At 72.4% G+C, this 24,781-nt stretch carries 24 protein-coding genes; 14 read left to right on the forward strand and 10 right to left on the reverse strand.

Annotated features, from left to right (window positions below):
- Positions 1 to 87: 87 nt before the first annotated feature.
- The 3 genes from AC067U_RS07250 (at position 88) to AC067U_RS07260 (ending at position 2,921) form a co-directional block, all read left to right on the forward strand.
- The gene (locus AC067U_RS07250) at positions 88 to 1,332 is read left to right on the forward strand and encodes a cytochrome P450 (RefSeq protein WP_478828649.1); all 1,245 of its coding nucleotides are present in this window, start codon (positions 88 to 90) and stop codon (positions 1,330 to 1,332) included.
- Positions 1,333 to 1,732: 400 nt separating this feature from the next.
- Positions 1,733 to 2,464, forward strand: a complete 732-nt coding sequence (locus AC067U_RS07255; protein WP_478828650.1) for a hypothetical protein — start codon at positions 1,733 to 1,735, stop codon at positions 2,462 to 2,464.
- A 70-nt stretch (positions 2,465 to 2,534) separates the two neighbouring features.
- Positions 2,535 to 2,921, forward strand: coding sequence for a hypothetical protein (locus AC067U_RS07260; protein ID WP_478828651.1), 387 nt, complete (start codon positions 2,535 to 2,537; stop codon positions 2,919 to 2,921).
- A gap of 42 nt (positions 2,922 to 2,963) precedes the next feature.
- Here the strand turns inward: AC067U_RS07260 and AC067U_RS07265 are convergent, their stop codons facing one another.
- The 4 genes from AC067U_RS07265 to AC067U_RS07280 all read right to left on the reverse strand — a co-directional run bounded on the left by AC067U_RS07265 (position 2,964) and on the right by AC067U_RS07280 (position 8,710).
- Positions 2,964 to 3,836 (reverse strand): sulfurtransferase, encoded by an 873-nt coding sequence (locus tag AC067U_RS07265; protein ID WP_478828652.1) that lies wholly within the window; start codon positions 3,834 to 3,836, stop codon positions 2,964 to 2,966.
- Between the two features lie 26 nt (positions 3,837 to 3,862).
- The gene (locus AC067U_RS07270; RefSeq protein WP_478828653.1) at positions 3,863 to 5,221 is read right to left on the reverse strand and encodes an MBL fold metallo-hydrolase; all 1,359 of its coding nucleotides are present in this window, start codon (positions 5,219 to 5,221) and stop codon (positions 3,863 to 3,865) included.
- A gap of 106 nt (positions 5,222 to 5,327) precedes the next feature.
- Entirely contained in the window at positions 5,328 to 6,494 is a 1,167-nt protein-coding gene (locus AC067U_RS07275) for a molybdopterin-dependent oxidoreductase (RefSeq protein WP_478828654.1), read from the reverse strand.
- Between the two features lie 182 nt (positions 6,495 to 6,676).
- Complete coding sequence (locus AC067U_RS07280; protein ID WP_478828655.1) at positions 6,677 to 8,710, reverse strand: bifunctional glycosyltransferase 87/phosphatase PAP2 family protein; 2,034 nt, start codon at positions 8,708 to 8,710, stop codon at positions 6,677 to 6,679.
- Between the two features lie 148 nt (positions 8,711 to 8,858).
- Here AC067U_RS07280 and AC067U_RS07285 point away from each other — a divergent pair, with 148 nt between their 5' ends.
- On the forward strand, positions 8,859 to 9,197 hold the full coding sequence (locus tag AC067U_RS07285) for an antibiotic biosynthesis monooxygenase family protein (RefSeq protein WP_478828656.1): 339 nt from the start codon (positions 8,859 to 8,861) through the stop codon (positions 9,195 to 9,197).
- Between the two features lie 85 nt (positions 9,198 to 9,282).
- Here the strand turns inward: AC067U_RS07285 and AC067U_RS07290 are convergent, their stop codons facing one another.
- Positions 9,283 to 9,678 carry a nuclear transport factor 2 family protein gene (locus AC067U_RS07290; protein WP_478828657.1) on the reverse strand — a complete coding sequence of 132 codons (396 nt, stop codon included), beginning with the start codon at positions 9,676 to 9,678 and terminating at the stop codon, positions 9,283 to 9,285.
- Between the two features lie 293 nt (positions 9,679 to 9,971).
- Between AC067U_RS07290 and AC067U_RS07295 the strand changes: the two genes are divergently transcribed.
- Positions 9,972 to 10,400 (forward strand): GNAT family N-acetyltransferase, encoded by a 429-nt coding sequence (locus AC067U_RS07295; protein WP_478828934.1) that lies wholly within the window; start codon positions 9,972 to 9,974, stop codon positions 10,398 to 10,400.
- A gap of 104 nt (positions 10,401 to 10,504) precedes the next feature.
- Here AC067U_RS07295 and AC067U_RS07300 read toward each other — a convergent pair whose 3' ends face one another.
- Entirely contained in the window at positions 10,505 to 12,571 is a 2,067-nt protein-coding gene (locus AC067U_RS07300) for an MFS transporter (RefSeq protein WP_478828658.1), read from the reverse strand.
- Between the two features lie 136 nt (positions 12,572 to 12,707).
- Between AC067U_RS07300 and AC067U_RS07305 the strand changes: the two genes are divergently transcribed.
- The 3 genes from AC067U_RS07305 to AC067U_RS07315 all read left to right on the forward strand — a co-directional run bounded on the left by AC067U_RS07305 (position 12,708) and on the right by AC067U_RS07315 (position 16,286).
- Entirely contained in the window at positions 12,708 to 13,979 is a 1,272-nt protein-coding gene (locus AC067U_RS07305; protein ID WP_478828659.1) for a peptidoglycan-binding domain-containing protein, read from the forward strand.
- Between the two features lie 150 nt (positions 13,980 to 14,129).
- Positions 14,130 to 14,813 carry an HAD-IA family hydrolase gene (locus tag AC067U_RS07310; protein ID WP_478828660.1) on the forward strand — a complete coding sequence of 228 codons (684 nt, stop codon included), beginning with the start codon at positions 14,130 to 14,132 and terminating at the stop codon, positions 14,811 to 14,813.
- 174 nt (positions 14,814 to 14,987) lie between these two features.
- A complete protein-coding gene (locus AC067U_RS07315) occupies positions 14,988 to 16,286 on the forward strand; it encodes a YVTN family beta-propeller repeat protein (protein WP_478828661.1) in 1,299 nt (432 codons plus the stop codon).
- Positions 16,287 to 16,457: 171 nt separating this feature from the next.
- On the opposite strand, the gene AC067U_RS07320 is transcribed toward AC067U_RS07315, so the two are convergent.
- On the reverse strand, positions 16,458 to 17,021 hold the full coding sequence (locus AC067U_RS07320) for a TMEM165/GDT1 family protein (RefSeq protein ID WP_478828935.1): 564 nt from the start codon (positions 17,019 to 17,021) through the stop codon (positions 16,458 to 16,460).
- A 507-nt stretch (positions 17,022 to 17,528) separates the two neighbouring features.
- On the opposite strand from AC067U_RS07320, the gene AC067U_RS07325 reads away from it, so the two are divergent.
- The 4 genes from AC067U_RS07325 (at position 17,529) to AC067U_RS07340 (ending at position 21,529) form a co-directional block, all read left to right on the forward strand.
- Positions 17,529 to 18,170 carry an HNH endonuclease family protein gene (locus AC067U_RS07325; protein ID WP_478828936.1) on the forward strand — a complete coding sequence of 214 codons (642 nt, stop codon included), beginning with the start codon at positions 17,529 to 17,531 and terminating at the stop codon, positions 18,168 to 18,170.
- Positions 18,171 to 18,325: 155 nt separating this feature from the next.
- Positions 18,326 to 19,993 carry an alkaline phosphatase D family protein gene (locus AC067U_RS07330; RefSeq protein ID WP_478828662.1) on the forward strand — a complete coding sequence of 556 codons (1,668 nt, stop codon included), beginning with the start codon at positions 18,326 to 18,328 and terminating at the stop codon, positions 19,991 to 19,993.
- 189 nt (positions 19,994 to 20,182) lie between these two features.
- Positions 20,183 to 20,809 carry a DedA family protein gene (locus AC067U_RS07335; protein ID WP_478828663.1) on the forward strand — a complete coding sequence of 209 codons (627 nt, stop codon included), beginning with the start codon at positions 20,183 to 20,185 and terminating at the stop codon, positions 20,807 to 20,809.
- A 165-nt stretch (positions 20,810 to 20,974) separates the two neighbouring features.
- The gene (locus AC067U_RS07340; protein WP_478828664.1) at positions 20,975 to 21,529 is read left to right on the forward strand and encodes a hypothetical protein; all 555 of its coding nucleotides are present in this window, start codon (positions 20,975 to 20,977) and stop codon (positions 21,527 to 21,529) included.
- Positions 21,530 to 21,555: 26 nt separating this feature from the next.
- On the opposite strand, the gene AC067U_RS07345 is transcribed toward AC067U_RS07340, so the two are convergent.
- On the reverse strand, positions 21,556 to 21,780 hold the full coding sequence (locus AC067U_RS07345; RefSeq protein WP_478828665.1) for a DUF2277 domain-containing protein: 225 nt from the start codon (positions 21,778 to 21,780) through the stop codon (positions 21,556 to 21,558).
- A gap of 7 nt (positions 21,781 to 21,787) precedes the next feature.
- Positions 21,788 to 22,387 carry a TRADD-N-associated membrane domain-containing protein gene (locus AC067U_RS07350; protein WP_478828666.1) on the reverse strand — a complete coding sequence of 200 codons (600 nt, stop codon included), beginning with the start codon at positions 22,385 to 22,387 and terminating at the stop codon, positions 21,788 to 21,790.
- Positions 22,388 to 22,503: 116 nt separating this feature from the next.
- On the opposite strand from AC067U_RS07350, the gene AC067U_RS07355 reads away from it, so the two are divergent.
- Positions 22,504 to 22,719, forward strand: a complete 216-nt coding sequence (locus AC067U_RS07355) for a hypothetical protein (protein ID WP_478828667.1) — start codon at positions 22,504 to 22,506, stop codon at positions 22,717 to 22,719.
- 361 nt (positions 22,720 to 23,080) lie between these two features.
- On the opposite strand, the gene AC067U_RS07360 is transcribed toward AC067U_RS07355, so the two are convergent.
- The gene (locus AC067U_RS07360) at positions 23,081 to 23,500 is read right to left on the reverse strand and encodes a hypothetical protein (protein WP_478828668.1); all 420 of its coding nucleotides are present in this window, start codon (positions 23,498 to 23,500) and stop codon (positions 23,081 to 23,083) included.
- 607 nt (positions 23,501 to 24,107) lie between these two features.
- On the opposite strand from AC067U_RS07360, the gene AC067U_RS07365 reads away from it, so the two are divergent.
- On the forward strand, positions 24,108 to 24,554 hold the full coding sequence (locus tag AC067U_RS07365; RefSeq protein ID WP_478828669.1) for an SRPBCC family protein: 447 nt from the start codon (positions 24,108 to 24,110) through the stop codon (positions 24,552 to 24,554).
- Positions 24,555 to 24,781 lie beyond the last annotated feature (227 nt).

Here is a 24,781-nt window from a genome sequence, read left to right on the forward strand (position 1 = left end):
TGGAACTCGTTACTACGTTCAGGACAAGTTTCTGATGGGCCGTCAGAATTCAGTCGGATCGGATCAGATCAGATGTGGAGAGCCCCGATGACCTGTCCCGCGCTGCCCGAGGGCTTCGACGCCACGGACCCCGATCTCCTCCAGTCCCGCGTCCCCTACCCGGAGTTCGCGCAGCTGCGGCAGACCGCCCCGGTCTGGTGGTGCCCGCAACCCCGCGGCATCACCGGCTTCGACGACGACGGGTACTGGGCCGTCACCCGGCACGCGGACGTCAAGTACGTCTCCACGCACCCGGAACTCTTCTCCTCCCGCACCAACACCGCGATCATCCGCTTCAACGGGCACATCCAGCGCGAACAGATAGATGCCCAGCGGCTGATCATGTTGAACATGGATCCGCCGGAGCACACCCGCGTCCGCCAGATCGTGCAGCGCGGTTTCACCCCGCGCGCCATCCGCGGCCTGGAGGAGGCCCTGCGCCACCGGGCCGGGCAGATCGTCGCCGAGGCCAGGGAAGCGGCGCGCGGGGGATCCTTCGACTTCGTCACCCGGATCGCGTGCGAGCTGCCGCTGCAGGCCATCGCCGAACTGATCGGCGTCCCGCAGAAGGACCGCGCGAAGATCTTCGACTGGTCGAACAAGATGATCGCGTACGACGACCCGGAGTACGCCATCACCGAGGAGGTCGGCGCCGAGGCGGCGATGGAGCTCATCGGCTACGCGATGAACATGTCCGCCGACCGGAAGCAGTGCCCGGCCAAGGACATCGTGACCCAGCTGGTTGCCGCCGAGGGGCAGGGCAACCTGAGCTCGGACGAGTTCGGCTTCTTCGTGCTGCTGCTCGCGGTCGCGGGCAACGAGACCACGCGCAACGCGATCAGCCACGGCATGCACGCCTTCCTGACCCACCCCGACCAGTGGGAGCTGTACAAGACGGCCCGGCCCTCGACGGCCGCCGAGGAGATCGTCCGCTGGGCCACCCCCGTGGTCTCCTTCCAGCGGACGGCGACCCAGGACACCGAGCTGGGCGGCCGGAAGATCCGGAAGGGCGACCGGGTGGGGATGTTCTACTCCTCCGCCAACCACGACCCCGAGGTCTTCGAGAACCCCGAGGCCTTCGACATCACCCGCGACCCGAACCCGCACCTGGGATTCGGCGGCGGCGGCCCGCACTTCTGCCTGGGCAAGTCCCTGGCCGTGCTGGAGATCGACCTGATCTTCAACGCGCTGGCGGACGCCCTCCCCGACCTCCGGCTCGCCGGCGAGGACCCGCGCCGGCTGCGCGCGGCCTGGCTCAACGGGATCAAAGAACTCCGGGTCGTCCACGGCTGACCCGGCGGTCCGGGACGGCGGGGGCGACCAACCTCCACGCCGGGCTCCCGCCGTCCGCGGGCGCGGCCGCCACCGCGTCCGCCCCGTCCCTCTCCCCTGCCCGCCCCTCCGCATCCCCTCCACGTCCCCCTCGCCCGCGCCCGCGCCCGAGTGGCGGAACGGGCGGCCCGGGCGGATCATGACAGGAGCGGCGATCCAGCCGAAGGGGCGCCGGGGCGAGCGGGCCCCGGCGCCCCTTCGGCCTGCGGTCGGCCTGCGGTCGGCCCGCGGTCGGCCGGCGGCCGGGCCGGCAGCGCCGCTCCGGAGCCGAAAGCGTTATCCGTCCTCGTCGTCCCCGTGTCCTGGGCCGGTTAGGTTTCCCCGAGCAACCGAATGACCCGCACCCAAGGGACACCACCACATGCGCCGTACCCGTGCGCTCCTCATCGGAGCCCTCGCCGCGGTCCTGACCGCCGCCTGCGCACCCGGATCCGGTACGGCGGCCAGGACGACGGCCACACCGGCCCCGGCAGGCACCCCCACCACGCCGGCCGTGCCCGCCATGCCTGCCACGCCTGCCTCCCCGTCCTCGCCGGCCTCGCCAGCCTCCTCGGCCTCGTCGACTTCACCTGCCTCCTCGGCCTCCGCGGCACCGGCTGCCTCCCCCGCCCCCGGCACCGGCACGCCGGCCACCGGCTCGAAGGCCGTGGCCAGGCCGCCCGTCCCCACCCGGCTCACGATGACGGCCGGCACCCCCGGCGGCCGGCTCCTGCTGAAGCCCGGCGGTCCGGCCGGGGAGTTCACCGTCACCCTGCGCAACGGCAACACCCGCGCCTATCGCCACCTGCTGCTCGCCTTCCAGATGGAGGCGATGCCCGGCGGCACCCTCCCGGGCTACCGCCTGGAGCGCCGCGACCCCGCCACCGGCTCCTGGCGCCCGGCCCCGCTGCGCATCGCCAACGACGTCATGCCGTACGGGCAGCTCACCGGCGGCACCCCGCTGGCCCGCGAAGCGGTCACCACGGTCCGCTACCGCCTCCGCGCCCTCGACGGCGCCCCGGCCGGACCCAACCCGCTGATCGTGGCACTCGTCGACACCGACGCCGACACCGGCCCGGCCTCGACCTCACTCCCGCAGACCACCCTCGGCTGATCCGGACCGCCCTCGGCCGATCCGGCCACGCGCCGTTCCGGCCGCCCGATGCCAGAGCGGGAGCATGCCCATGCCGATGGCCAGGGCCGCGCTCGACCCGTCGCCGTTCCGGGGACCGCTGGTGCGCCCGGGGGACGAGGCGTACGAATCGTCCCGCCGGGTGTGGAACGCCTCGATCAGCCGGCGCCCGGACCTCATCGCCTACTGCACGGGGGTCGCGGACGTGATCGCGGCGGTGCGGCTGGCCACCACCGGCGCCGGCGCCGGACTGCCGCTCGCCGTCCGCTCCGGCGGGCACAGCTTCCCCGGCCACTCCGTCTGCGACGGCGGCATCGTCACGGAGTTCGAGTTCCGGCTGAACCCGCTGGGCCCGGTCGTGCTGGCCGGCCCGATCCTGTGGCGGGTCGCCGACTCCGCCCGGATGCTGCGTTTCTACCAGAACGTCCCGCCGGCCTGAGGCTCGTCCCGCCCCGGCCCGGGCCCGTGCCCGGGCCCCTGTTCAGCGGGACCCCAGCTCAACGGGTACGCCGACCAGCGAGCCGTATTCGGTCCAGGAGCCGTCGTAGTTCTTGACGTCCGGATAGCCGAGCAGCTCGTGCAGCGCGAACCAGGTGTGCGAGGAGCGCTCACCGATGCGGCAGTAGGCGATGACCTCGCGGTCGGAGGTGACGTCCTTGCCGGTGTACAGGGCCTTCAGCTCGTCCGCCGACTTGAAGGTGCCGTCGTCGTTGGCCGCCTGCGCCCAGGGGATGTTGGCCGCGCCGGGGATGTGGCCCGGCACCTGGGCCTGCTCCTGCGGGAGGTGCGGGGGTGCCAGCTTCTCGCCCCGGTACTCCTCCGGGGAGCGGACGTCGACCATGCGCACGCCGGACCCGGCGCTCTCGCTCTGCAACACCTCGCCGCGCATCGCCCGGAACTGCGGGTTCTCCTGGCCCGTCACGGTGAAGCCGGTGCGCTGGTACTGCCTGACCTCCTTGGTCATCTCCCGGCCGTCCAGATCCCACTTCTTGCGGCCGCCGTCGAGCAGCTTCACCTTGTTGAAGCCGCGCAGCCGCATGATCCAGTAGGCGTACGCGGCGAACCAGTTGTTGTTGCCGCCGTAGAGGATCACGGTGGTGTCGTAGTCGACGCCCGCCTCGGCCAGCAGCCGCCCGAGTGCGTCGCGGTCCAGGTAGTCGCGGCCGACGGGGGCGTGCAGGTCGGTGGTCCAGTTCCAGCCCAGGGCACCCGGTATGTGCCCCTGTTCGTACGCGGTGGTGTCCTCGTCCACGTCGATGACGCGCACCGTCCCGTCGTCGAGGTGTGCGGCCAGCCAGTCCGTGTCCACCAGGGTCTCCGGATGTGCGTAGCCGTTGCCTCCCATGGCTCCCATGGTGCTCTCCTCTCTTCTCTCCTCCCCTACGTGTGCAGGTGGTTCCTCAACTCCCCCACCCCGCCCCGGACCACGGCCGTGACGGGGATGCCCGCCAGGTCGAGGAGGCTCGCGGCGATGGTCGCCCGGCGGCCGCTGCCGCAGACCGTCCAGATCTCCCGGTCCCGGGGCATCTCGCCGAGCCGTCGCGGCAGTTCGGCGAGGGGGACGGCGAGCGTGCCGGGGACGCCGCCCTCGGGGCGCTCCGGCCGCACGTCCAGCACCCGGGTGCCGTCGAGCCGGGCCGCGAGTTCGGCCGCGTCGGCGGCGCGGAAGGAGCGCACCGGGTGGCCGGCGGCGGACCAGGCGTCGATGCCGCCCGCCAGGTACCCGGCGATGCCGTCGTATCCGATGCGCAGCAGCTGGCGGGCCGCTTCGGCCGCGGCTTCCGCGGCGGGCTCGGGCAGGACCAGCACCAGGCGGGTGCCGAACGGCACCACCTCGCCGACCAGGCTCGCGAAGCGGTCGTCCAGTTCGAAGCAGAGCGCGCCCGGCACGTGCGCCGCGGCGAAGGTGCGGCGGTCGCGGCCGTCGACGATCTGCGCTCCGCGCCCGGCCGTGCCCTCCACCTGCTCGGGAGTGAGCGGACGGGGCGCGGGCGGGCGGCCGAGCACCTCCGGTCCTTTCCGGTTGATCGGGGCCATGTGGCGGTAGTAGGCGGGGTACGGGGGCAGCCCGAGGAGGCGGCCGCGGACGAACTCGTCCTCGTCCCGCGCGGTCAGCGCGGGGTTGGTGAGCCGTTCGGCGCCGACGGTGGTGGTGCGGTCCGCCGACACCGGGCCGGCCGCGCAGGAGCTTCCCGCGCCGTGCGTGGGCAGCACCCGGGTGGGGTCGGGGAGCTGTGCCAGCCGCCGGACCGTGCGGTACTGGGCGCGGGCGAGCGCCTCGGTGAGGTCGTCGCCGGACAGGTCGGTGCGGCCGGTGTTGCCGACGAGCATGCTGCCGCCGGTGAACACGGCCGCGGGGGGCGGGCCGGGACCGTCGAGGACCAGGTAGGAGGTGTGTTCGACGGTGTGGCCGGGGGTCGACATGGCGCGCACGGTCAGGTCGCCGAGGGTGATCTCGTCGTCCTCGGCGAGCGGCAGGTGGTCGAAGGCGTACGGGACGCGGGCCGGGACGGCCACGGTGGCGCCGGTCGCGGCGCGGACCTCCAGGGCGCCGGAGACGTAGTCGTTGTGCACGTGGGTCTCCAGGACGTACCGGATGCGGAGCTTCCGTGCGGCGCACGAGGCCACGAGGTCCCAGCTGTCGCGCTGCGGGTCGACCAGCGCGGCCTCGTCGCCGCTGACCAGGAGGTAGCTGGTGTCTCCCAGCCCGGTGGTGGTCACCGTCTCGATCTCGTGCACGTCATCACCGCCGTGGGTCCGTCCGTCCGTCTCTCCGCCAGTCAGTTAGTCAGTCAGTCCGTCCGTCACATCCCGTCACGTCAAATCACACCACCGGGGTCGTGTCTCATACGACGACCACGTCGACGGAGGCCACCGGATTGCAGCCGTAGCCGCGGGCGTTCCACGGCGTCCGTACGGGCTGGATGTCGCCGTGCGTGTCGGCGGCGCGGGCCAGCAGCCGGTACGGGCCGGGGCGGTGCGGGGTCCAGCGGAAGGACCAGCCGGCCCAGGCGTACGGGCCGGCCGGGGGTTCCAGCACGGCCTCCTGCCAGTCCGCGGCCTGCGGCCGGTCTCCGGCCCGTTCCCCGGCCGCCGCGGTCCACCGGTCCGGGCCGGGGCCGGGTCCGGGGCCGGGTCCGGGATCGTCGTCCTGGAAGACGGCTTTCACCTCGACCTTCCGTACCTGGAAGCCCCCGCCGGACCAGGCCCGGCCGCGTACGACGGTCTCGTGGTCGCGGAGCACGGCCGTGTCCGGTTCGGGCGCGGTGACGATGGACTTGACCCGGACCGTGCTCACGGGCCCTTCGGGGATGCCCCGCGCGTCCTCGTAGACGTACTCCTCGGCCTGGAACACGCCGGTGAACGGCTCGGTGACGGCCCGCACCCCGGTCAGCCATTTCACGTCGGCGACCGCGTACCTCCCGGGGACCACCAGGCGGACCGGGGCCCCGTGCTCCGCCGAGAGGGGCGCGCCGTTCATCCGGGTGGCCAGGAGGGTGTCCGGGTGGAGGGCGAGGGCCAGGGGGAGGCTGCGCTCGAACCGCACCCGGCGGTCGTGCACGGTGCCGGAGTCGGCTCCGGCGAAGACGATCTCCACCGTTCCCGGCTGGATCAGGGCTCGCGCGGCGAGGGCGCGGAAGGGCACTCCGGCGAACCGGGCACAGCCGACCGCCCGCTGGCCCCAGGGCAGGCCGGGCGGGCGCGGGGTCATCAGGGCGCGGCCGTTGCCCGCGCACTCCAGGACCACGTCGAGTTCCCGGTGTTCCATCGCCCGCAGGTCCTCGTAGCCGAGCTCGAAGGGGGCGGCGACGGCGCCGTCGATCCGGAGCCGCCAGGTGCGGGGCGCGGTCTCGGGGATCCCGAAGTGGTCGCGGACGAAGAAGGCGCCCACCGGGGTGACCGGTTCGGCCAGCGCGGCCGAGGGCGTCTGCGCGTTGTACGGGTCGGTCGTGACCGTCTCCGGTGCCCAGACGGTGGCTCCGGGCCCGAGGGGAATCGGCCGTTCGGCCATGGCGGCCCGTCCCTTTCCTCGGGCCCGGAGCCATCCATCGGACTCTGGGCGAGCCTGACGCGGGTCTCCTCCAGTTTACGACCGCGGGCCCGTCCCGCCCCGGGCTGTGGACGGGGCTGTGGACGGGGCTGTGGACGGGGCTCGGTCGGAATCGGGGCGAGTCGGGTCGGGGCAGGTCGGGGCTAGCGATTGCCGGCGGCTGTCCTGACCTGGGCCTCCTCGCCGCCGACCGCGGGTGTGGCGCGCTGCGCCGGCACCCGCACCCGGAGCTGCCGCGGCCCGGACAGCACGTGGACGAGGGCGAACCCGGTGCCGACCACCAGGGCGCCGCCCACGGCGTCGAGCAGCCAGTGGTTGGCGGTGGCGACGATCGCGCACACCGTGACGACCGGGTGCAGCGCCCCGAGCAGCTTCTGCCAGGCCTTGGGCGCTATCGCGACGATCACGATGCCGCACCACAGCGACCAGCCGAAGTGCAGCGAGGGCATCGCCGCGTACTGGTTGGAGATGGCGGTCATGGCGCCGTACGACGGGTTGGCGAGGTCCTGCGGGCCGTGCACGGTGTCGGTGAAGCCGAGGCCGGGCATGAGCCGCGGCGGCGCGAGCGGGAACAGCCAGAAGCCGAAGAGGGCGATGAGCGTGGCCAGGCCGAGGGAGGCGCGGGCCCACCGGTAGTCGGCGGGGCGCCGCCAGTAGAGGAGCGCCAGGATGCTCAGCGGGATCACGAAGTGGAAGGAGGTGTAGTAGAAGTTGAAGAAGTCCTCCAGCCACTCCGTGCGCACCACCGCCTGGTTGACGGCGTGCTCGATGTCGATGCCGAGGGCCCGTTCCGCGGAGAGGACGGTGTGCGCGTTGCTCTCGGCCACCTCACGGCTGTTCGGTGCGGCGGCCCGGATGTGCGAGTACATCGAGTAGCCGACCCGGATGAGCAGCAGTTCCAGCAGCAGGTTGGGGCGGCTGAGCACGCGCCGCCAGAACGGCATGAGGGGGATCCGCTGCCAGCGGGCCGCGGCCGGGCTCCCGTAGGAGGTGGGCACCGGCTCCCGCCAGTACGGCGAACTGCGCGGCAGGAAGGGCACGGCGCAGGCCGCCGCGACGGCCGCGAGCAGCAGCACGTTGTCGCGTACGGGCGCCATCGCGGCCATGTTCGGCAGCAGCACCGTGCTGGGCAGGGTCATCACCAGCACCACGGCCACCGGCCACACGGGCCGGTCCGCGGCCCTGCGGCCCACCTTGCCGGCCACCGCCAGCAGCACCCAGAGCAGCTGGTGACGCCAGCCGGTCGGGGACACGGCGACGGCGACGCAGCCGGTCACGGCCACGGCCAGCAGCAGCTGGCCGTCGCGGGCGTAGCGGACGGCGCGGCGCAGCCCGACGAGGGCGACGGCACCGGCGAGGACGAGGTACAGGGCCGTCTCGCCGGTGCCGGCCAGCCCGAAGCGGAGCAGCGCGCCGTGCACGGACTGGTTGGCGAGGCTGTCCGGGCTGCCGCCGAGACGGGTGCCGGCCATGTGGTCCACCCAGTACGTCCACGAGTCGCGGGGCAGCGTCACCAGGGCGAGCAGGGACGCGGCGGCGAAGGTCCCGGCGGTGGCCTTGGCGGCGGACCGGCGGCCGGTCAGCCACAGCAGCGGGGTGAAGAGCAGCAGGGCGGGCTGGAGTGCGGCGGCCAGGCCGGTGAGCACGCCGGCGGGGCGGTCACCGGGGACCCGGAACAGGGCGAACAGCACCAGCAGCACGGGCAGTACGGCGGTCTGGCCGGGGAAGGCGGCCTCCCGGACGGGGAGGGAGACCATCATCAGGGCGACCAGTACGGGGGCGGCGAGCAGGGCGGTGCGGCGGGGCACCGGATCGGGCAGGCCGCGGGCCGCCACCAGCCCGACGGCGGCGACGGAGAGCAGGGTGACGAGGGTCCAGGCGATCTCCAGGGACTGGTCGGCGAGACCGGTCAGGGGGCGCAGGACCATGCCCGCGAAGGGGCTGCCGGTGAACAGTCCGCTGTCATAGAGCGAGCCGGGGGCCAGGTCGGGCAGGTAGATGCCGGTCAGCCACTCGCCCGGCGGCACCCGCAGCACCACCGCGGCCTGCCGCACGGCGAGTACGGCGGCCAGACCCCAGAGCACGATGCGTGCGGCCCCCAGCCGCGCGCCTTCACCGCTTCGGCCTATGACCCCGGCATGGCCTTTCGCCCCGCTGTGCTCCGACGCATTCGCCACGCCCCGCCGGCCTCCCGCCCTGTTGCCTGCAACCCCGACTTCGCCTGGCTGCCGCGCTCAATTACCCGGGACGACGATATCCCGGGGCGGAACGTCAACCGGCCTGTCCCGGGAAGGTCGGGCGTACGGGCTTCCCTAGGATGGCGGCATGAGCATCGTGAAGATCAACGCGTTGACGGTCCCGGCGGAGCAGCGGGAAGTCCTGGAGCAGCGGTTCGCGTCGCGGGCCGGCTCGGTGGAGAACTCGGACGGGTTCGAGTGGTTCGAGCTGCTCCGTCCGATGGAGGGTACGGACCAGTACCTCGTGTACACGCGGTGGCGTGACGAGGCGGCCTTCCAGGCGTGGATGGAAGGCCCGATGAAGGCGGCGCACCAGGGCACCGCCGGCGGCGAGGGCGGCGCCGAGCGCCCCAGGCCGGCCGCTTCCGGCTCCACCCTGTGGTCTTTCGAGGTGGTCCAGCAGGCCTCTCCGAAGCAGTCCTCCTGACCTGGCGCCCGGGCCCGCCCGCTGTGGGCGGGCCCGGGCGGGCCGGGGCCGGCGAGGTGGGCCGGGGTGGGGAAGGAGCAGCCGCTCAGCTCCAGAAGGCGTTCTCCTCGTCGATGTCCTCACTGCACTCGTCGATGTCCGTGATCTTGCCGCCGACGATGGTGAAGAACATCGCGCCGTGTTCCTCGATGCCGCGGTCGCCACGGTCGGCGTGCCACTTGTGGACGGCGATCGCGTGCCCGCGCCCGTCCGCCATCACCCGTTCCAGCTCCACGTACATGGTGCCGTTCGTCTCCTCGCCCATCCTCCGGTAGAGGTCGAGGACGGCCTCCCTGCCCTTGTGGTGTCCGGAGAGCGGGTGGGTGCCGGGCACATGGTGGATGACGTCCGCCGTCATCAGCGTGCCCAGTGTCTCCATGTCGCCCTTGCCGAAGGCCTCGTAACCGCGGCGGACCAGGGCACAGTCCGGGTGCTGCGACATGACGGTCCCCCTTCTCGGGACAGATTTATCAGCTTTTCTCATCATCGGGCCGTGGCTGTGGATATTCCACGCGACAGAATTCGCCGCAACTCCACAATGACGCCATGAACCAGAACACGATCAAGAGCACGATCGAGGACGCGGCCAAGAACCCGGGCAAGGACCCGGCCAAGGGCACGAAGTGGAACGCGAAGCAGCGCACGCACGAGACCGCGCACGAGACCGCGCACGACACGGCGGACCGGACGTGGTGCGTCGCACCGGAGCCCGTCACCACCCCGGACGCCACGACCCTGCGCCGCGCCTATTACGCCGAGGTCGCCGGCCGGTATTGGAAACGGTCCGTCAGCGAGGCGGAGATCGACCAGGGCCTGCTGGACGACCCGGCCGACGGCCTGGCCCCGCCCACCGGCGCGTTCGTGGTGGGACGCCTGGGCGGACGGCCCGCGTCCTGCGGGGGGATACGCCTGCTCGATCCGGGCACCGCCGAGCTCACCCGGGTGTACGTCAGCCCGGACGCCCGGGGCACCGGCGGCGGGGCGGCCCTCCTCTGCGCCCTGGAGGACGCCGCGCGCGGCCTGGGCGCGACACGGATCCGGCTGGACACGCGCACGGACCTGGTGGAGGCCCGCGGGCTCTACGCGAAGCACGGTTACGCGGAGATACCCGCGTACAACTCGGGCCCGTACGCCCAGCACTGGTTCGAGAAGGCACTCGACTGACGGACGGCGGACGCTCCAGGGGCCGGGCGGGGGAGCAGGGGTCAGGGCTTCAGCGGTTCAAGGGGCCGACGGTTCTGGGGCCGACGGTTCAAGGAGCCGGTGGTTCAGGGGGCGGCGTGGTCGCGCGGGGACAGCCTGTCGTACGGCTCCTCCGCGTCACAGCCGCACAGCTCCGCGTTGATCTCCTTGACCAGCTCGGTCAGGTCCCAGGGCCGGTCCGGCCCCCACCAGTCGCCCAGCAGCTCGGCCAGCGACTCCTCCCGGGCCTCGGCCAGCCGCCCGGCCGCCGCGCGACCCTTGTCGGTCAGGACGAGCGGCATCCCTTCGCGCCGGGCGAGGCCCCGCTCCTCGACCTGCCGGGCGGCTTCGGTGATGACCCGCAGGGGAACGGGGGTCCGCTCGGCGAGCCGCCCCGGATCGACCTCGCCGTACTTGTTGATCCGCAGCAGCATCCAGGCGGCCGCGGGCATCAGGTCGTAGCCCGCCCTGCGGGTGATCTTCTCGTAGACGTGCTTCTTCCCCTGGAGGGTGCCGAGGACCGACAGGGCGCGGGCGACCTCGTCACGGGAGGACCGCTCGACCGGGTTGGAGGCGAGCGTCTCGGTGACGTCGGGGGCGGTCACCGAGGCCCTGAGCGGGTCCTCCTTGAGGAACCAGGACACGACGAAGGCGACGAGCACGACCGGCACGGCGTAGAGGAACACGTCGGTGATGGAGGTGGCGTAGGCGTCGAGGACGGTGGGCTGGAGGGAGGCGGGTAGCTCGGCGATGGCCCGCGGGTCCGCCTCCAGCCGGGAGACGCTCGCGCCGGCGGGCAGGGTGACCCCGGCGAGGGCCTCGGCGAGCCTGTCGTCGAGGCCGTTGGTGAAGACGGTGCCGAAGACGGCGACGCCGAAGGAGGCGCCGATGGAACGGAAGAAGGTGGCTCCGGAGGTGGCCACGCCGAGGTCGGCGTAGCTGACCGAGTTCTGCACGACGAGCACCAGCACCTGCATGACCAGGCCGAGTCCGGTGCCGAAGACGAAGAAGTAGAGGCTGGTCTCCCAGGTGGGGCTGGTGCGGTGGAGCTGGTGGAGGAGGAGCAGTCCGAGGGCGGTGACGGCGGTGCCGGTGACGGGGAAGACCTTCCAGCGGCCGGTACGGCTGACGATCTGCCCGGAGAGGGTGGAGGAGATGAGCATGCCGAGCACCATCGGCAGCATGTGCACGCCGGACATGGTCGGTGAGACGCCCTGGACGATCTGGAGGAAGGTCGGCAGGTAGACCAGCGCGCCGAACATCGCGAAGCCGATGACGAAGCTGATCACGGAGCACAGGGTGAAGGTGCGGATCCGGAACAGCTTGAGCGGGAGGACGGGCTCCACGGCCCTCCGCTCCACGAGGAGGAAGGCGAGGAGCAGCACGCCGCCGAGGACGGCCAGGCCGACGATGCGGGCCGAGCCCCAGCCCCAGGTGCCGCCGAGGGAGGCGACGAGCACCAGGCAGGTGGCCACGCTCGCGATCAGGAAGGTGCCGAGGTAGTCGATGGTGTGCTTCTCGCGGCGCACCGGGATGTGCAGCGCCGCGGCGATCACGGCCAGCGCGACGATGCCGATGGGGAGGTTGATGTAGAACACCCAGCGCCAGGACAGGTGGTCCACGAACAGCCCGCCCAGGAGCGGGCCGAGCACGCTGGTCGCGCCGAAGACGGCGCCGAAGAGGCCCTGGTACTTGCCGCGTTCGCGGGGCGGGACGATGTCGCCGACGATCGCCATCGACAGCACGATCAGTCCGCCGCCGCCCAGGCCCTGCAGCGCGCGGAAGCCGATGAGCTGGGGCATGTTCTGGGCGATGCCGCACAGCGCGGACCCGATCAGGAAGAGGACGATCGCGCCCTGGAACAGCTTCTTGCGGCCGTACTGGTCGCCCAGCTTGCCCCAGAGCGGGGTCGCGGCCGTCGAGGCGAGCATGTAGGCGGTGACCACCCAGGACAGGTGGGCCATGCCGCCGAGGTCGCTGACGATCGTGGGCAGGGCGGTGGAGACGATGGTCTGGTCGAGGGCCGCGATCAGGAGGCCGAGGAGCAGGGCGCCGATCGGGACGAGTACCCCGCGGGAGGGGTGCTCGGGGCCCGGACCGGACCGCCGACCGGGCGGAGGGCCGACTGCAGGCGTGGTCGCTTCCTGAGCCATGCAGACCTCCTCGGGCCGCTCTTCACGTCCATGGTGAGCGGTGTGCCCGGTTATGGCCTCCCGGGCAGCAGGGGCCGACGAGGACCGGCGGGGAAAGGGCTACATAATCGCTGGCAGTTGCCAGGGAGGGGTTTGAGTGAGCGCTGAGTGCTGTCCTGATTGCGGTGGTGCCGCGAGAGCCGGTTGCGGGTGTGCGCGCCCCGCCGGATTCGACCCGCTGCGCATCCGTCCGTACATATCCCTGGCGGACTCCGCACCCGCCCCTGCCGGCCCCGCCCCCGGCGGCCCCGTCCCGGCCGAGGCCCCGGCCACGCAGGTCCTGCCGCCGGTGGCGCCCGCGCCGGGCTCCTGGGCGCCCGCGGCCGGTCCGGCGTACGGCGTTCCGCCGGGTGTGGCGGCGTACGAGGCTCCGGCGACCGGGCCCGCGTACGGGACATCGGCGGCCGACGTCGGGTACGGCACGCCCGCGCCCGCCGCTCCCGGTTACGGCACGGTCGGCCCGGGGGCCTCCGGTGACGCGCTGCCCGGGTACGGCGCGGCCGTGTCCGGCACGCTCGCGTCCGGGGCGCCCGGAGGCGGCGTACCGACGTACCCGACCCCCGCGCACGACGGCTCCGTACCGCCCGGACCGCAGGGGTCCTTCACGCCCGCGGCGCCGCCCGGGCCGCCGGCGTGGGGGGATTCCGGCACGTCCGGCCTGCCGGACGAGACCGTGGTGCTGCGGCCGGTCCCGCCGTCCGACCGGCGGCGGAAGGAGGCGGCCACGCGGCGACGGGGCATGCCCCTGCTGGCCGGCGCGGCGGCCGCCCTGGTGATCGGCGGCGGGGTCCTGGCCCTCGGCATGGGCTCCGTCGACGACGGCGGGGACGCCGACCTGGCATTGCCGGACCCCAAGCTCACCGGCGCCGCGCAGAGCGTGGCCCCCGTCGGACCCAGCGCCTCGGCCGCGGGCCCCAGCGACGGCCCGACCGCCTCCCGCCGGCCCTCGCGCGGACCGTCCGCCCCGCACCCCTCCGCGTCGGGCAACGCTTCCCCGAAGGCCTCGTCCTCCGCCTCGTCGAAGACCGGCTCCCGGTCCGCCACCGGCCCGGGCCCCAGCCAGAGCTCCCGTCCGGCGGGTGCGTCGCCGGGGTCTCAGGACGGGACCCTGCGCCCGGGCGACTCGGGGCCGGCGGTTCGGAAGCTGCAGGAAGACCTGTCGCGCATCGGCTACTTCCGAGGCCGCGCCGACGGACGCTACTCCGACAAGACGACGAGCCGGGTCGCACAATTCCAGCGCGACTACGGCGTCACCGGCGACCCCTCGGGCGTCTACGGCCCCTCGACCCGCGCCGCGCTCGAATCGGAGCTGGAGCGCCGCGGCGACTCCGACGACTGGGACGACTCCGATGACTGGAGCGACTGGTAGTCGCCCCGGGGCCGGGAAGACCGTTCGCGACTGCCGGTGGCGCAGTGGGCCCCATGTTTTGTATCGTGGAGAAACAAAGTGGCTCCGCCCGCATTCCCTGACCGGCGTGCGGAGCCACTTGTTCTCTTTTCCCTCCCCCTGGAGCCCGTCGTGCCGGCCAGCACCGCCCCCGCCCCCGTCGTCCTCACCGCCAAGGCCCTGCTCCTGGACATGGACGGCACCATCGTCAACTCGGACGCGGTGGTGGAGCGCTGCTGGGGGGAGTGGGCCCGGGCGCACGGGATCGACCCGCAGGCGGCCATGAAGGTGGTCCACGGCCGCCAGGGCCACGCGACGATGGCGATCCTGCTGCCGGACCGCCCGATGGCACTGAACCACGCCGACAACGCCGAGATGCTCGCCCGGGAGACCGCCGACACCGAGGGCGTGGTGCCGGTCGCGGGCGCTCCCGAGTTCATGGCGGCGCTCGGCCCGCTCCCGCACGCCCTGGTCACCTCCGCGGACGAGGCGCTGGCCACGGCCCGGATGGCCGCCTCCGCGCTGCCGATGCCAGAGGTCCGGGTGACCGCCGAGCGGGTGTCGGCGAGCAAGCCGCACCCGGAGGGCTTCCTGAAGGGTGCCGCCGAGCTGGGTGTGGACCCGGCCGAGTGCATCGTGTTCGAGGACTCGGGCGCCGGGATCGCGGCAGGGCGGGCCGCCGGCATGCGCGTGGTCGGCGTCGGCCCGCGTGCCGGTGAGCACGGCCCGACGGTGCACGTGCCGGACCTCACGGCGGTCCGCGTGGAAGCGGACGGCCACGGCGCGATCCGGCTGACCGTGCACGCGGCCGCCTGAGCCCTCCGGCCCCTCCGGGGGCCCGAGCCGCTTCGGGTCCGGTCGACATGCCACCGAACAGATCAATCCCCGGTCCGCGGAGCCGGACATTTCTATGATCTTGGGGCATTCGCGTCGAACGGCTACGCCCTGGGGCGACTCCTGGCGGCGCGCCGCGCAGGTATGGAGGCCCCAGTGCCGGACAACCCAATCAGATCCTCGATCGCGAGATGGTGGCTCCGCTTCGGCGTGGCCCTGCTCGCGATGATCACCGCGGCCGGGCTGTCGACCCTGACCGCGACCGCCGCCGCGGCTGGGCCGAAGCCACCGCCCGACGGTGCGACGGCCCGGTTCGCTTACGTGACCAACCAAAGCGACGACAACGTGTCGGTGATCGACACCGCCACCAACACCGTCCTCACCACCATCACCGTCGGCGACGCACCGTCCGGCGTGGCGGTCACCCCGGACGGCACCCGCGCCTACGTGGCCAACAGCGCCTCGGACGACGTGTCGGTGATCGACACCGCCGCCAACACCGTCCTCACGACCGTCCCCGTCGGCGACTCACCCTCCGGCGTGGCGGTCACCCCCGACGGCACCCGCACCTACGTCACCAATGTCAACTCCGACAACGTGTCGGTGATCGACACCGTGAGCAACACCGTCCTCACCACCATCCCCGTTTTCGATGCACCGTTCGGTGTGGCGATCACCCCGGACGGCACCCGCGCCTACGTCGTCGGTGTCGGCTTCGGCGATGACGTGGCGGTGATCGACACCGCGACCAACACCGTCCTCACCAACATCAACGCCGGCTTCGGACTCTTCGGTGTGGTGGTCACCCCGGACGGCACCCGCGTCTACATCACCGACTTCGAGCTGGACAGGGTGGCGGTGGTCGATACCGCGACCAACACCGTCCTCACCACCATCCCCGTCGGTGACAGGCCGGAGGGGCTGGCGGTCACCCCGGACGGCACCCGCGTCTACGTCGCCAACGCCTCCTCGGACAACGTGTCGGTGATCGACACCGCCACCAACACCGTCCTCACCACCGTCGGCGCCGGCGACGGACCGTTCGGCGTGGCGGTCACCCCGGACGGCACCCGCGTATACGTCACCAACATCTTCTCGGACAACGTGTCGGTGATCGACACCGCCACCAACACCGTGCTCACCACCGTTGCAGTCGGCGCCGGACCGTCCGCGGTGGCCATCGCCACCGTCAGCACGCCTCCCAAGGGCAAGGTCATCTCCAAGAGGCCCGCGCGGGTGCACGAGTCCCCCGACAAGGACTCGGAGGTGATCGGCAGGCTCGACCGCGGCGAGATCGTCAAGGTCGAGTGCAAGGTCGACACCGAGCGGGCCGCGGGCGGGGGCGACAAGAAGAACACCTGGTACAAGCTCGGCCAGGACCCGCGCGGTTATGTCGCGGCCAAGGACCTGAAGATCCTCGACAAGGCCAAGGTGCCCGCCTGCCCCGCCGACTGATCACACGCTGAAAGACGGGCGACCGCTGCCGGCTGAACGCGGTTGGTGCGCATGTCGCCCTTCAAGGCCTTCCGCCCCGCTGGATGACACCCAGCGGGGCGGAATTCCATCCACAGCGCGTCGCGACTGCCCGGGCGGGCCCTTCGTGTACGTGCGCCCCGGATTCCCGCGTCAGGGCGCGATGGCCTCGTAGAGCGAGAAGACGGCCAGCGCGGCCATGACCGCGGCGGCGATCTTGGTGATCAGGCGCAGCGGAACGTACTTCATGAGGGTGCGGCCGCCCAGGATGCCGATGCCGGCGACGGCCCAGAGGGCCAGGACGGCGCCGAGGCCGACGGAGACGGGGTTGTCGTACCGGGCGGCGAGGTTCGCGGTCATGATCTGGGTCAGGTCGCCGAACTCCGCGACCAGGATCAGCATGAAGCCGGCCCCGGAGACCTTCCAGAAGGACTGGTCCGCGGGCGCCTTGATCTCCTCGTCACCGTCGTCCTTCTTCAGCAGCAGCATGGCCGCGCCCGCCAGGAAGAGGACGCCGACCACCGCCTGGACCAGCCGGTGCGGGAGCAGGGTGAGCACGCTTCCGGCGGCGATGGCCAGGGCGACGTGCACGGCGAAGGCGGCGGCGACTCCGGCGAAGACGTAGGAGGCGCGGTAGCGGGTGCCCAGCATGAGGCCGGCGAGGGCCGTCTTGTCGGGGAGCTCGGCGAGGAAGACGACGCCGAACGCGATCGCCATGACGCTGAAGGTGATCACGGGTGGGAACCTCAATCGGTCGGGCAGGACGCTGCCGTTCCGAGAGACCTGGCTGTTTCAGGGGTCGCTTCGGCTCGACAGCGACCTGTACGTACATGACAGGACACTGCGGCCGAAGGTCTCGCTGGCCGACCGCTGACCGCGGCCTGCCTCCGGGCGCCGGCTGGGTGGCCCAGCAGTATGTCGACGGTCCGGCGAAGAGCTACTCCCCTTCTGCTCCGTACAGAGTACGCGACGGCGCGGCAGGCCCGGAATGAGCCTTTGGTCCCGACCTGCCCCGGCGTGGATGCAGGAAAGCACCACACAACAGCCCGGAGGCTCAACTTCCGTTTGAATGGGGCGCGTTGCACGACTTGATGTGACGTGCCCATGTCGTCACCCTGTCATCTGGCGCCCATCCCTGCGACACCCGGCGCCGCCACCATGGCCGGGCCCCGCCGGGGCGCACGGCCGCTCACCCCCCGCACCAGGGAGCCCCTCATGTCCGTCATGCCGAAGTTCTACGCGCGTCGCCTTGGCGTGCTCGCGTCAGCAGCCGGTCTCGCCGTCGCCGCCCTGATCACGGCCCCCGCGGCCCAGGCCGCCCCGCCCGCCCCGATGAGCGCCGCCGCGGCCCGCGCCTACCTGGCCACGGTCACCCCCAAGGCGGAAGGTTCCTCCAGCGGCTACAGCCGCGATCTGTTCCCGCACTGGAGCACCGTCTCCGGCTCCTGCAACACCCGCGAGACCGTCCTCAAGCGCGACGGCGTGGGCGTGGTCACCGACTCCTCCTGCGCCGCCGTCAGCGGCAGCTGGTTCTCCGAGTACGACGGCGCCACCTGGTACGCCGCCTCCGACCTCGACATCGACCACGTGGTGGCGCTCTCCGAGGCGTGGCGGTCCGGGGCCGCCTCCTGGACCACCGCCAAGCGCCAGCAGTTCGCGAACGACCTCACCCGGCCGCAGCTCATCGCCGTGACCGACAACGTCAACCAGGCCAAGGGCGACCTGGACCCCGCCGAGTGGATGCCCTCGCGCACCTCCTACCGCTGCACGTACGCCCGGATGTGGGTCAACGTGAAGCAGTACTGGGGCCTGAGCATGGACTCCGCCGAGAAGAACGCCCTGGTGAACACCCTGAACGGCTGCTGACGACTGCCGAGCGGAATCCCCCGGGCGAGGGAGGACAACTCCCTCGCCCGGGGGACGCAGACTCCTCCTCCGCCACGTACCTTGAATCATGGGTTCGAAGGGTCCCGCCAGATCCCTCGAAGGGGTTCAAGGGCCGAAGGACGAGGGGGAGTTGCATGGCCGACCTGCGCTTGGGTCCGCTGCTGCGGCACGTCGACTGGGACACCGGCGACTCGGCGACCGTATGGGTCGAGACCAGCCGGCCGTGCACGGCCGAGGTGCGCTGCGCCGACGGCGCCGGCGGGTGGACGCGCACCTTCGCGATAGCCGGACACCACTACGCCGTGGTCCCGGTGACCGGCCTCAGCCCCGGCACCGCCACGGCGTACGAAGTGCTGCTCGACGGGGTGCGGGTGTGGCCGCTCCCGGACAGCACCTTTCCCGCGAGCACCATCAGCACCCCGGCCGTGGCCGGGCCCGGCCGGCCGGCGCCCGGGCCGCGGATCACCTTCGGCTCCTGCCGACAGGCCGCCCCGCCCGCCGACTCCCACGGGCCGCACGGCCCGGACGCCCTGGACACCCTGGCCGCGCGGCTGGCGGCGGACCCGGAGGCTGAGCGGCCCGACCTCCTGCTGCTGCTCGGCGACCAGGTGTACGCGGACGCACTGTCCCGGGAGACCCTGCGCTGGCTGGAGGCCCGCCGCGACCTGAGGGACCCACCGGGGAAGCAGGTCGCGGACTACGAGGAGTACACCCGGCTGTACTACGAGTCCTGGCTGGACCCGGAGATCCGCTGGCTGCTGTCCACGGTGCCCAGCCTGCAGATCTTCGACGACCACGACGTCATCGACGACTGGAACACCAGCGCCGCGTGGGTCGCGGAGATGCGGGCCACCTCGTGGTGGCGGGAGCGCGTGCTCAGCGGACTGATGTCGTACTGGGTGTACCAGCACCTGGGGAACCTCTCCCCGGCGGAACTGGCCGCCGACCGGCTGTACGCGGCGGTCCGGGACCGCCCGGACGGCACGGAGGCCCTGCGGGCCTTCGCCTGCCAGGCGGACGCCGATCCGGCCTCGGTCCGCTGGAGCTACCGCCGGGACTTCGGGCGCACCCGGCTGCTGATGGTCGACACGCGCGCCGCCCGGGTGCTGGCCGAGGACCGGCGGGCCATGCTCGACCCGGCGGAGCAGCAGTGGCTGCGGGACAACGCCCTGGCCGGGCACGGGGGTTACGACCACCTGCTGGTGGGTTCCTCGCTGCCGTGGCTGCTGCCCCCGCTGATCCATGACGCGGAGGCGTGGAACACCGCCCTGTGCCGCGGCGAGCGCGGGCCGCGCTGGGCGCGGATCGGCGAGGACCTGCGGCGGCGCAGCGATCTGGAGCACTGGGCCGCTTTCCCCGCCTCGTTCGCCGCGCTCAGCGATCTGATCGAGGAGGTGGGGACGGGCCCGCGGGCCCCGGCGACGGTGGCCGTGCTCTCCGGAGACGTCCACCACGCCTACGTCGCCGAGCCCCGGATACCGACCACGGCCCGGGTGTTCCAGCTCACCTGCTCCCCCGTCCACAACTCCATCCACCGGGCGGTGCGGCTCGGGTTCCGGCTGGGCTGGTCGCGGGCCGGCCGCCGGCTCGGCCGGATGTTCGCCAAGCACGGACGCACCGGACGGCCGCCGTTGACCTGGCGGCGGACCGGAGGACCCTGGTTCGGCAACCAGTTGATGACCCTGTCCCTGTCCGGGCGGTCGGCCCGGCTGCGGCTGGAGCAGGCCCGGCGCACCCGACGGGGCGCCAAGGGCGCTCGCCTGGTGACGGTCTTCGACCGGGACCTGACGGAGTCCGCATGACCTGCGACAGAGCGGTTCGCCCAGTCCCCGCAAGGGTTGCCGCCGGTTTCGGGGACGCACGCACGGCCCCGCCCCGATACCCCCCGTCCACCCCGCGTACGCTGTATGGCTGTCAGCCGCCCCTGCCGCCCCAGCGACGTCGCGGCGCTTCAAAGCCGAGGCACGTCAACCGGACCGGGGGGTCCTGTTTTGTTCGAGACTGTGGGGGCGCTGACCACTAGCCCCTGGATCTACGCCCTGGTGGCCGTTTCCGTCATCCTCGACGTCTTCGTACCGGTTCTGCCGAGCGGCGTCCTGGTGATCACGGCGGCGGCGGCCGCCGCCGCAGCGGGAGCGGCCGGCTCGTCCGAACCCGTACCGGAGCAGGTCCCCGACATCATGGCGCTGCTGGTCATCGCGACCACCGCCTCGGTGCTGGGCGACCTGGCGGCGTACCGGCTGGCCCGCCGCGGCGGTCCCCGCCTGGACCGCGCCATCGCCCGCTCGCGCCGGCTGACCCGGGCCCACGAACGACTGGGCACGGCCCTGGCCCGTGGCGGCGGCACCCTGGTGGTCATCGCCCGCTTCGCCCCGGCGGGCCGCTCGGTGGTCTCGCTGGGCGCGGGCAGGATGCAGCGCAAGGTGAAGGACTTCCTGCCCTGGTCGGCCCTGGCCGGCATGGCCTGGGCCGGCTACAGCGTGGCCCTGGGCTACTTCGGCACCCAATGGCTGGGCACCACCTGGCTCGGCACGGCAGTCTCCCTGGTGGCCCTGTTCGCCGCGGGCGCCCTGGCCGCGTACCTGGTCCGCCGCCCCACCCAGACCGCCACGCCGTAACATCCCCGGCGCCTCCCCCGGCCGGCGCAACCGCTCACCCGTTCACCCGGCCCCGATCGCCGCCCCACCCCTCCGCTCCTAGCGTCGAGGCACGGTGCGCAACCGACCCCGCGTCACATCCGTGCCCCGACCGCGCCGTGCTTCCCGGAGCCGAGGAGTACCACCATGCCCGCCACGCACAGCCCGTACGGCCCCACGCCCCCCACCCATGCCACGGCCGAGGGCCGGGCGAGGACGGCAGCCAAGAACACGGCCAAGGCGGCGGCAGCCGCCACCAGCGCAGCCCTCATCACCCTCGCCTCCCCCATGACCGCCTCCGCCGCGCCCACCGCCAGCATGTCCTCCACCACCGCCTCCCCGGGCGGCCGCGTCGGCCTCAACCTCCAGGGCTGCGGCACCCGCACCGGCAGGGTGACGTCCACCGCCTTCGGCGAGCTCTGGCTCACCCCCGGCAACCTCGAATCCACCACCCTCCTCGGCACGGCCCAGGTCTACCGGGACGCCCGTTCCGGCGCCCACTCGGTCGTCTTCGAGTGCGGCGGCGCGGGCGGCCAGCGGGTGACCCTCACCCTCCAGATCACCCCCGGAGCGGCCCGCGGCGGCACCGGTGGCAGCATCGGCGGGGTCAGCCCCGTGGAGATCGCGGTCGGCGGTTCCCTCGCGGCGGGCGCCCTCGGCGCCGGCGTCTGGCTGCTGCGCCGCCGGGCAGGCACACACTGACGCCCACGGCCTGACGCCCACCGCCCTCACACGGCCGCCGCGTGCCCCCTGACCTGCAATCCGTCGAGCAGCACCCGAGTCGCCTCGGCCACCGCGTCCACGGCCGCGTCGAACACCTCCTGGTTGTGCGCGGCCGGCCGGTGGAAGCCGGACACCTTCCGTACGTACTGCAGGGCGGCGGCCCGGATCTCCTCCTCGGTGGCCTTCTCGGGGAGGGCGGGCGGGCGCAGGGTCTTGATGCTCCGGCACATACCACCACTATGCCTCGGGGAGCACCGCCCCCGACAACTTCATGATCAGCCCGGCCTGCAGTCGCGCCCGCAGCGCCGGATCCCCCACGTCCGCGAGCAGCTGCACGGCCTGCTGGATGGTCTCCGCCGTCCTCCGGTCATCGCGCAGCGCGGCGGTCTGCTCGGCCATGTGCCGGAGCGCGAGATCCGCCCGCCGGTGGAACAGCTGCCCGATCAAGGTCACCACCACCCCCACCGAGCTGGTCACGATCCCCAGGTAGAGGTCCCCGGTGGTCTCGGCCTTCCACACGGCCAGCGCGATCCCGAGCAGCAGGATCCCGGCGCCGAACGCGGCGAAGACCTGACTCACCACGAAACTGCTGCGCGCCTGGGTCAGCCCGTACGCGTAGTACTCGACCAGCAGCGGCGTGAAGTCGTCCCGCCGGTCGCCGAGCACCGCCCGCCCGCCCGCGGAGGAGTCGGCGTACTTCCCGCCCCCGGGCTCGCCCCGCGGGAGGGGCACGTACGCGGCCCGCAGCTGCTCCAGCAGCCGCTCCCGCTCCCGCTCCCGCCTCCGGTCGAACCCCTGCCCCCACGACCCCAGCCACTCCGCCATCCCCTTGGCCATCCCCCGACCATCCCACGCGGACGCCCCCCGGCCAACCCCCGTCGCCCCGGCACCCACCGGCCCGGCCAAGGCGAAACCCGGCGGCATCGGTTGCGGCGTTATGGGATCTTGCTGCCATGAGCAACCAGTCCCCGCCCCCCATAACGGTGGCCGACGATGACATCCTTGCCCGCCGCATCCTGCCGGGTATCAAATCCCTGAGGGAACACCTCGGCTGCTCCCTCCAGGACGCTCTCATCGCCTTCACGGACCGTTACGAGGTCCTGCGACTCGAGCGACCCGACGAGTTCGCGGAGACGCCCGATGAGTACTGGGACGGCTTCTACTCCTGAGACACGCCGGTCCGCGGAGTCGACCGGCAAGCCGGCACGAGGCGGTAGGGCGCTCAGGTCGCTTTGTGGAACCTCTCGGCCGGCGCCGGCCACGGGGGGACTTCGCCCGGCAGCTCCCAAGTCCCGGGGAAGGCGTGGGACTTGAGCGGCGCGGGAGCCGACTCCGCGTGCCGGAAGAGCGGGTCGGCCGGAAAGCGCAGACGCGAAGGGCCCTCGCCGATCCTGGCGAGGGCCCTTCCGCCGGTGAGCGCGGAGGATTTCGAACCACCCACATCTGCCTGCGAGTTGGTTCGATCGCGGCCGCCGCTATCGCCCGAGGCAGGCACCCCGTGGGACTGGGGCCTCACGCGGCTCTGTGCGCCTACTTGATGTTGAGCTTGACCTCCTGGCCTTCGGTGAGGTTGTTCAGCGATATCGGCCTGGTGAACGTCTGGGCCGTCTTCCCGGGCGCCTTGCACGTGACCTCGGCAGTGATGGTGAACGCCGAGTCCAACGGGGCCTCCAGAGAGAGGGGCCCGTACGTCGCCCTACGGTTGCTCCCGCCCGCGGCGGGTCCCCCCGCGTCGTCCTCACCGCTGTCCAGCGATACCGCGGTGGGGACGGACGTATTGGGGGCCGGGAATGCGTTCTTGCAGGTCACCGTGCCCTTGAAGGACACCGTCCCGACCGGAGGCGCTGCCGAGGCCGGAGCGGCCATCAGGAGACCTCCGACCATCGCCGCGGTGACGACCGGGGCCATGGCCGCAGAAACACAAGCGCTGCGGGTCATGCGCGTAGACATGGCATCACCTGCTCATGAGTAGCGTGGGTTCTGTGCGGTCCGACCCGGACGCCAGAATGACAGGCGTGCCTCGAAGAGGAGCGTTGGCTTTCGCAGGGTCGTCCACAAAGAGGCACGGATCCCGCTGCCGTGCTTTCACCAGCTGGTGCGGCAGCCCCAGGCCGTCCCTCACTCACCACGCTCCTACAACGCCTCCCGGCCCGCAACCGGAACGGATTCCCGTGCATCGCGCGCAACTCATGGCGATGGACGTCCTGTTCACCTCGGTACGGACGGGCGAGAGCCCCGCAGCGGCCGGGGTGCCACTTCCGCGTACCCGTGGTAGAGCAGCCGCGACCTTCGGTACGGGTCGCTTGGCGCACACACTCGCCCCGCCTGTCGATTCACCCGTCCGGGTCTCTCGGAGTATGCAGACGGTGCGCTCGGCAGGACGCTGGAAACCAAGCCCACGGGACGGTCGGACAAGCAACCCGTCGAGCCGAGGAGCGGCCGGGTCACCGCGCCGCGCTTCACAGCTGCCGAGCGTCTGCTCCGCCGGACGTCCCCATCCCGGGGACGCCATGACGGGGGGACGCCGCCATGCTGCCCATCCTCCAGGAGCGTGATCATGGCCCGGAACCGCCGTCTGATCCTCAGCTCGCCGTCCGAAGTCTGGCGCCTGCTGTCCGATGGCCACCGCTACGGGGAGTGGGTGACCGGAACCCAGCAGGTCCTCGCCGTGGACCCGCATTGGCCGGACGTCGGCGCACGGCTGAAGGTCCGCGTCGGCGCCGGCCCTCTCACCCTCGACGACACCTGCGTCGTCCGCATCTCCGAACCACGACACCGCCTGCAACTGGAAGCGAAGGCAGGACCTTTCGGTGCGGCTCGCATCGCCATGGAGTTGGTCCCCTGGGGCGAGCACACCCTCTTCACGCTCGATTGGCACCCCCTCCGGGGCCCCGGCACCCGGATGCACGGCCTCCCGGTGGACTACTTCGTCGCGGTCCGCAACGGCATGATGCTGACGAAGCTGGCTCGGATCGCGGTGCGCGAGCACGCCCTGAGTGTTTGAGGAAGGCTGGTCTTTTGAGGCGAGGCCGTAGCGGTACTGCGGCACGAACATGCGCTGCTTGGACACCCTCAGCTGGGTGGCGCAGTGACCCGCGGTGAGCACCAGGTTCTTGCCCTTGCTGCGTACGACGCTGCCACTGCAGTACGTGCTGTCACCGCTGACCGGTGTGCCTTGGAAGAAGAACGTCCCGACCAACGGGAGTCCTTCGAAGTGCGTGGCAGTAGGGG

The organism is Streptomyces sp. NPDC043853 (assembly GCF_056436025.1).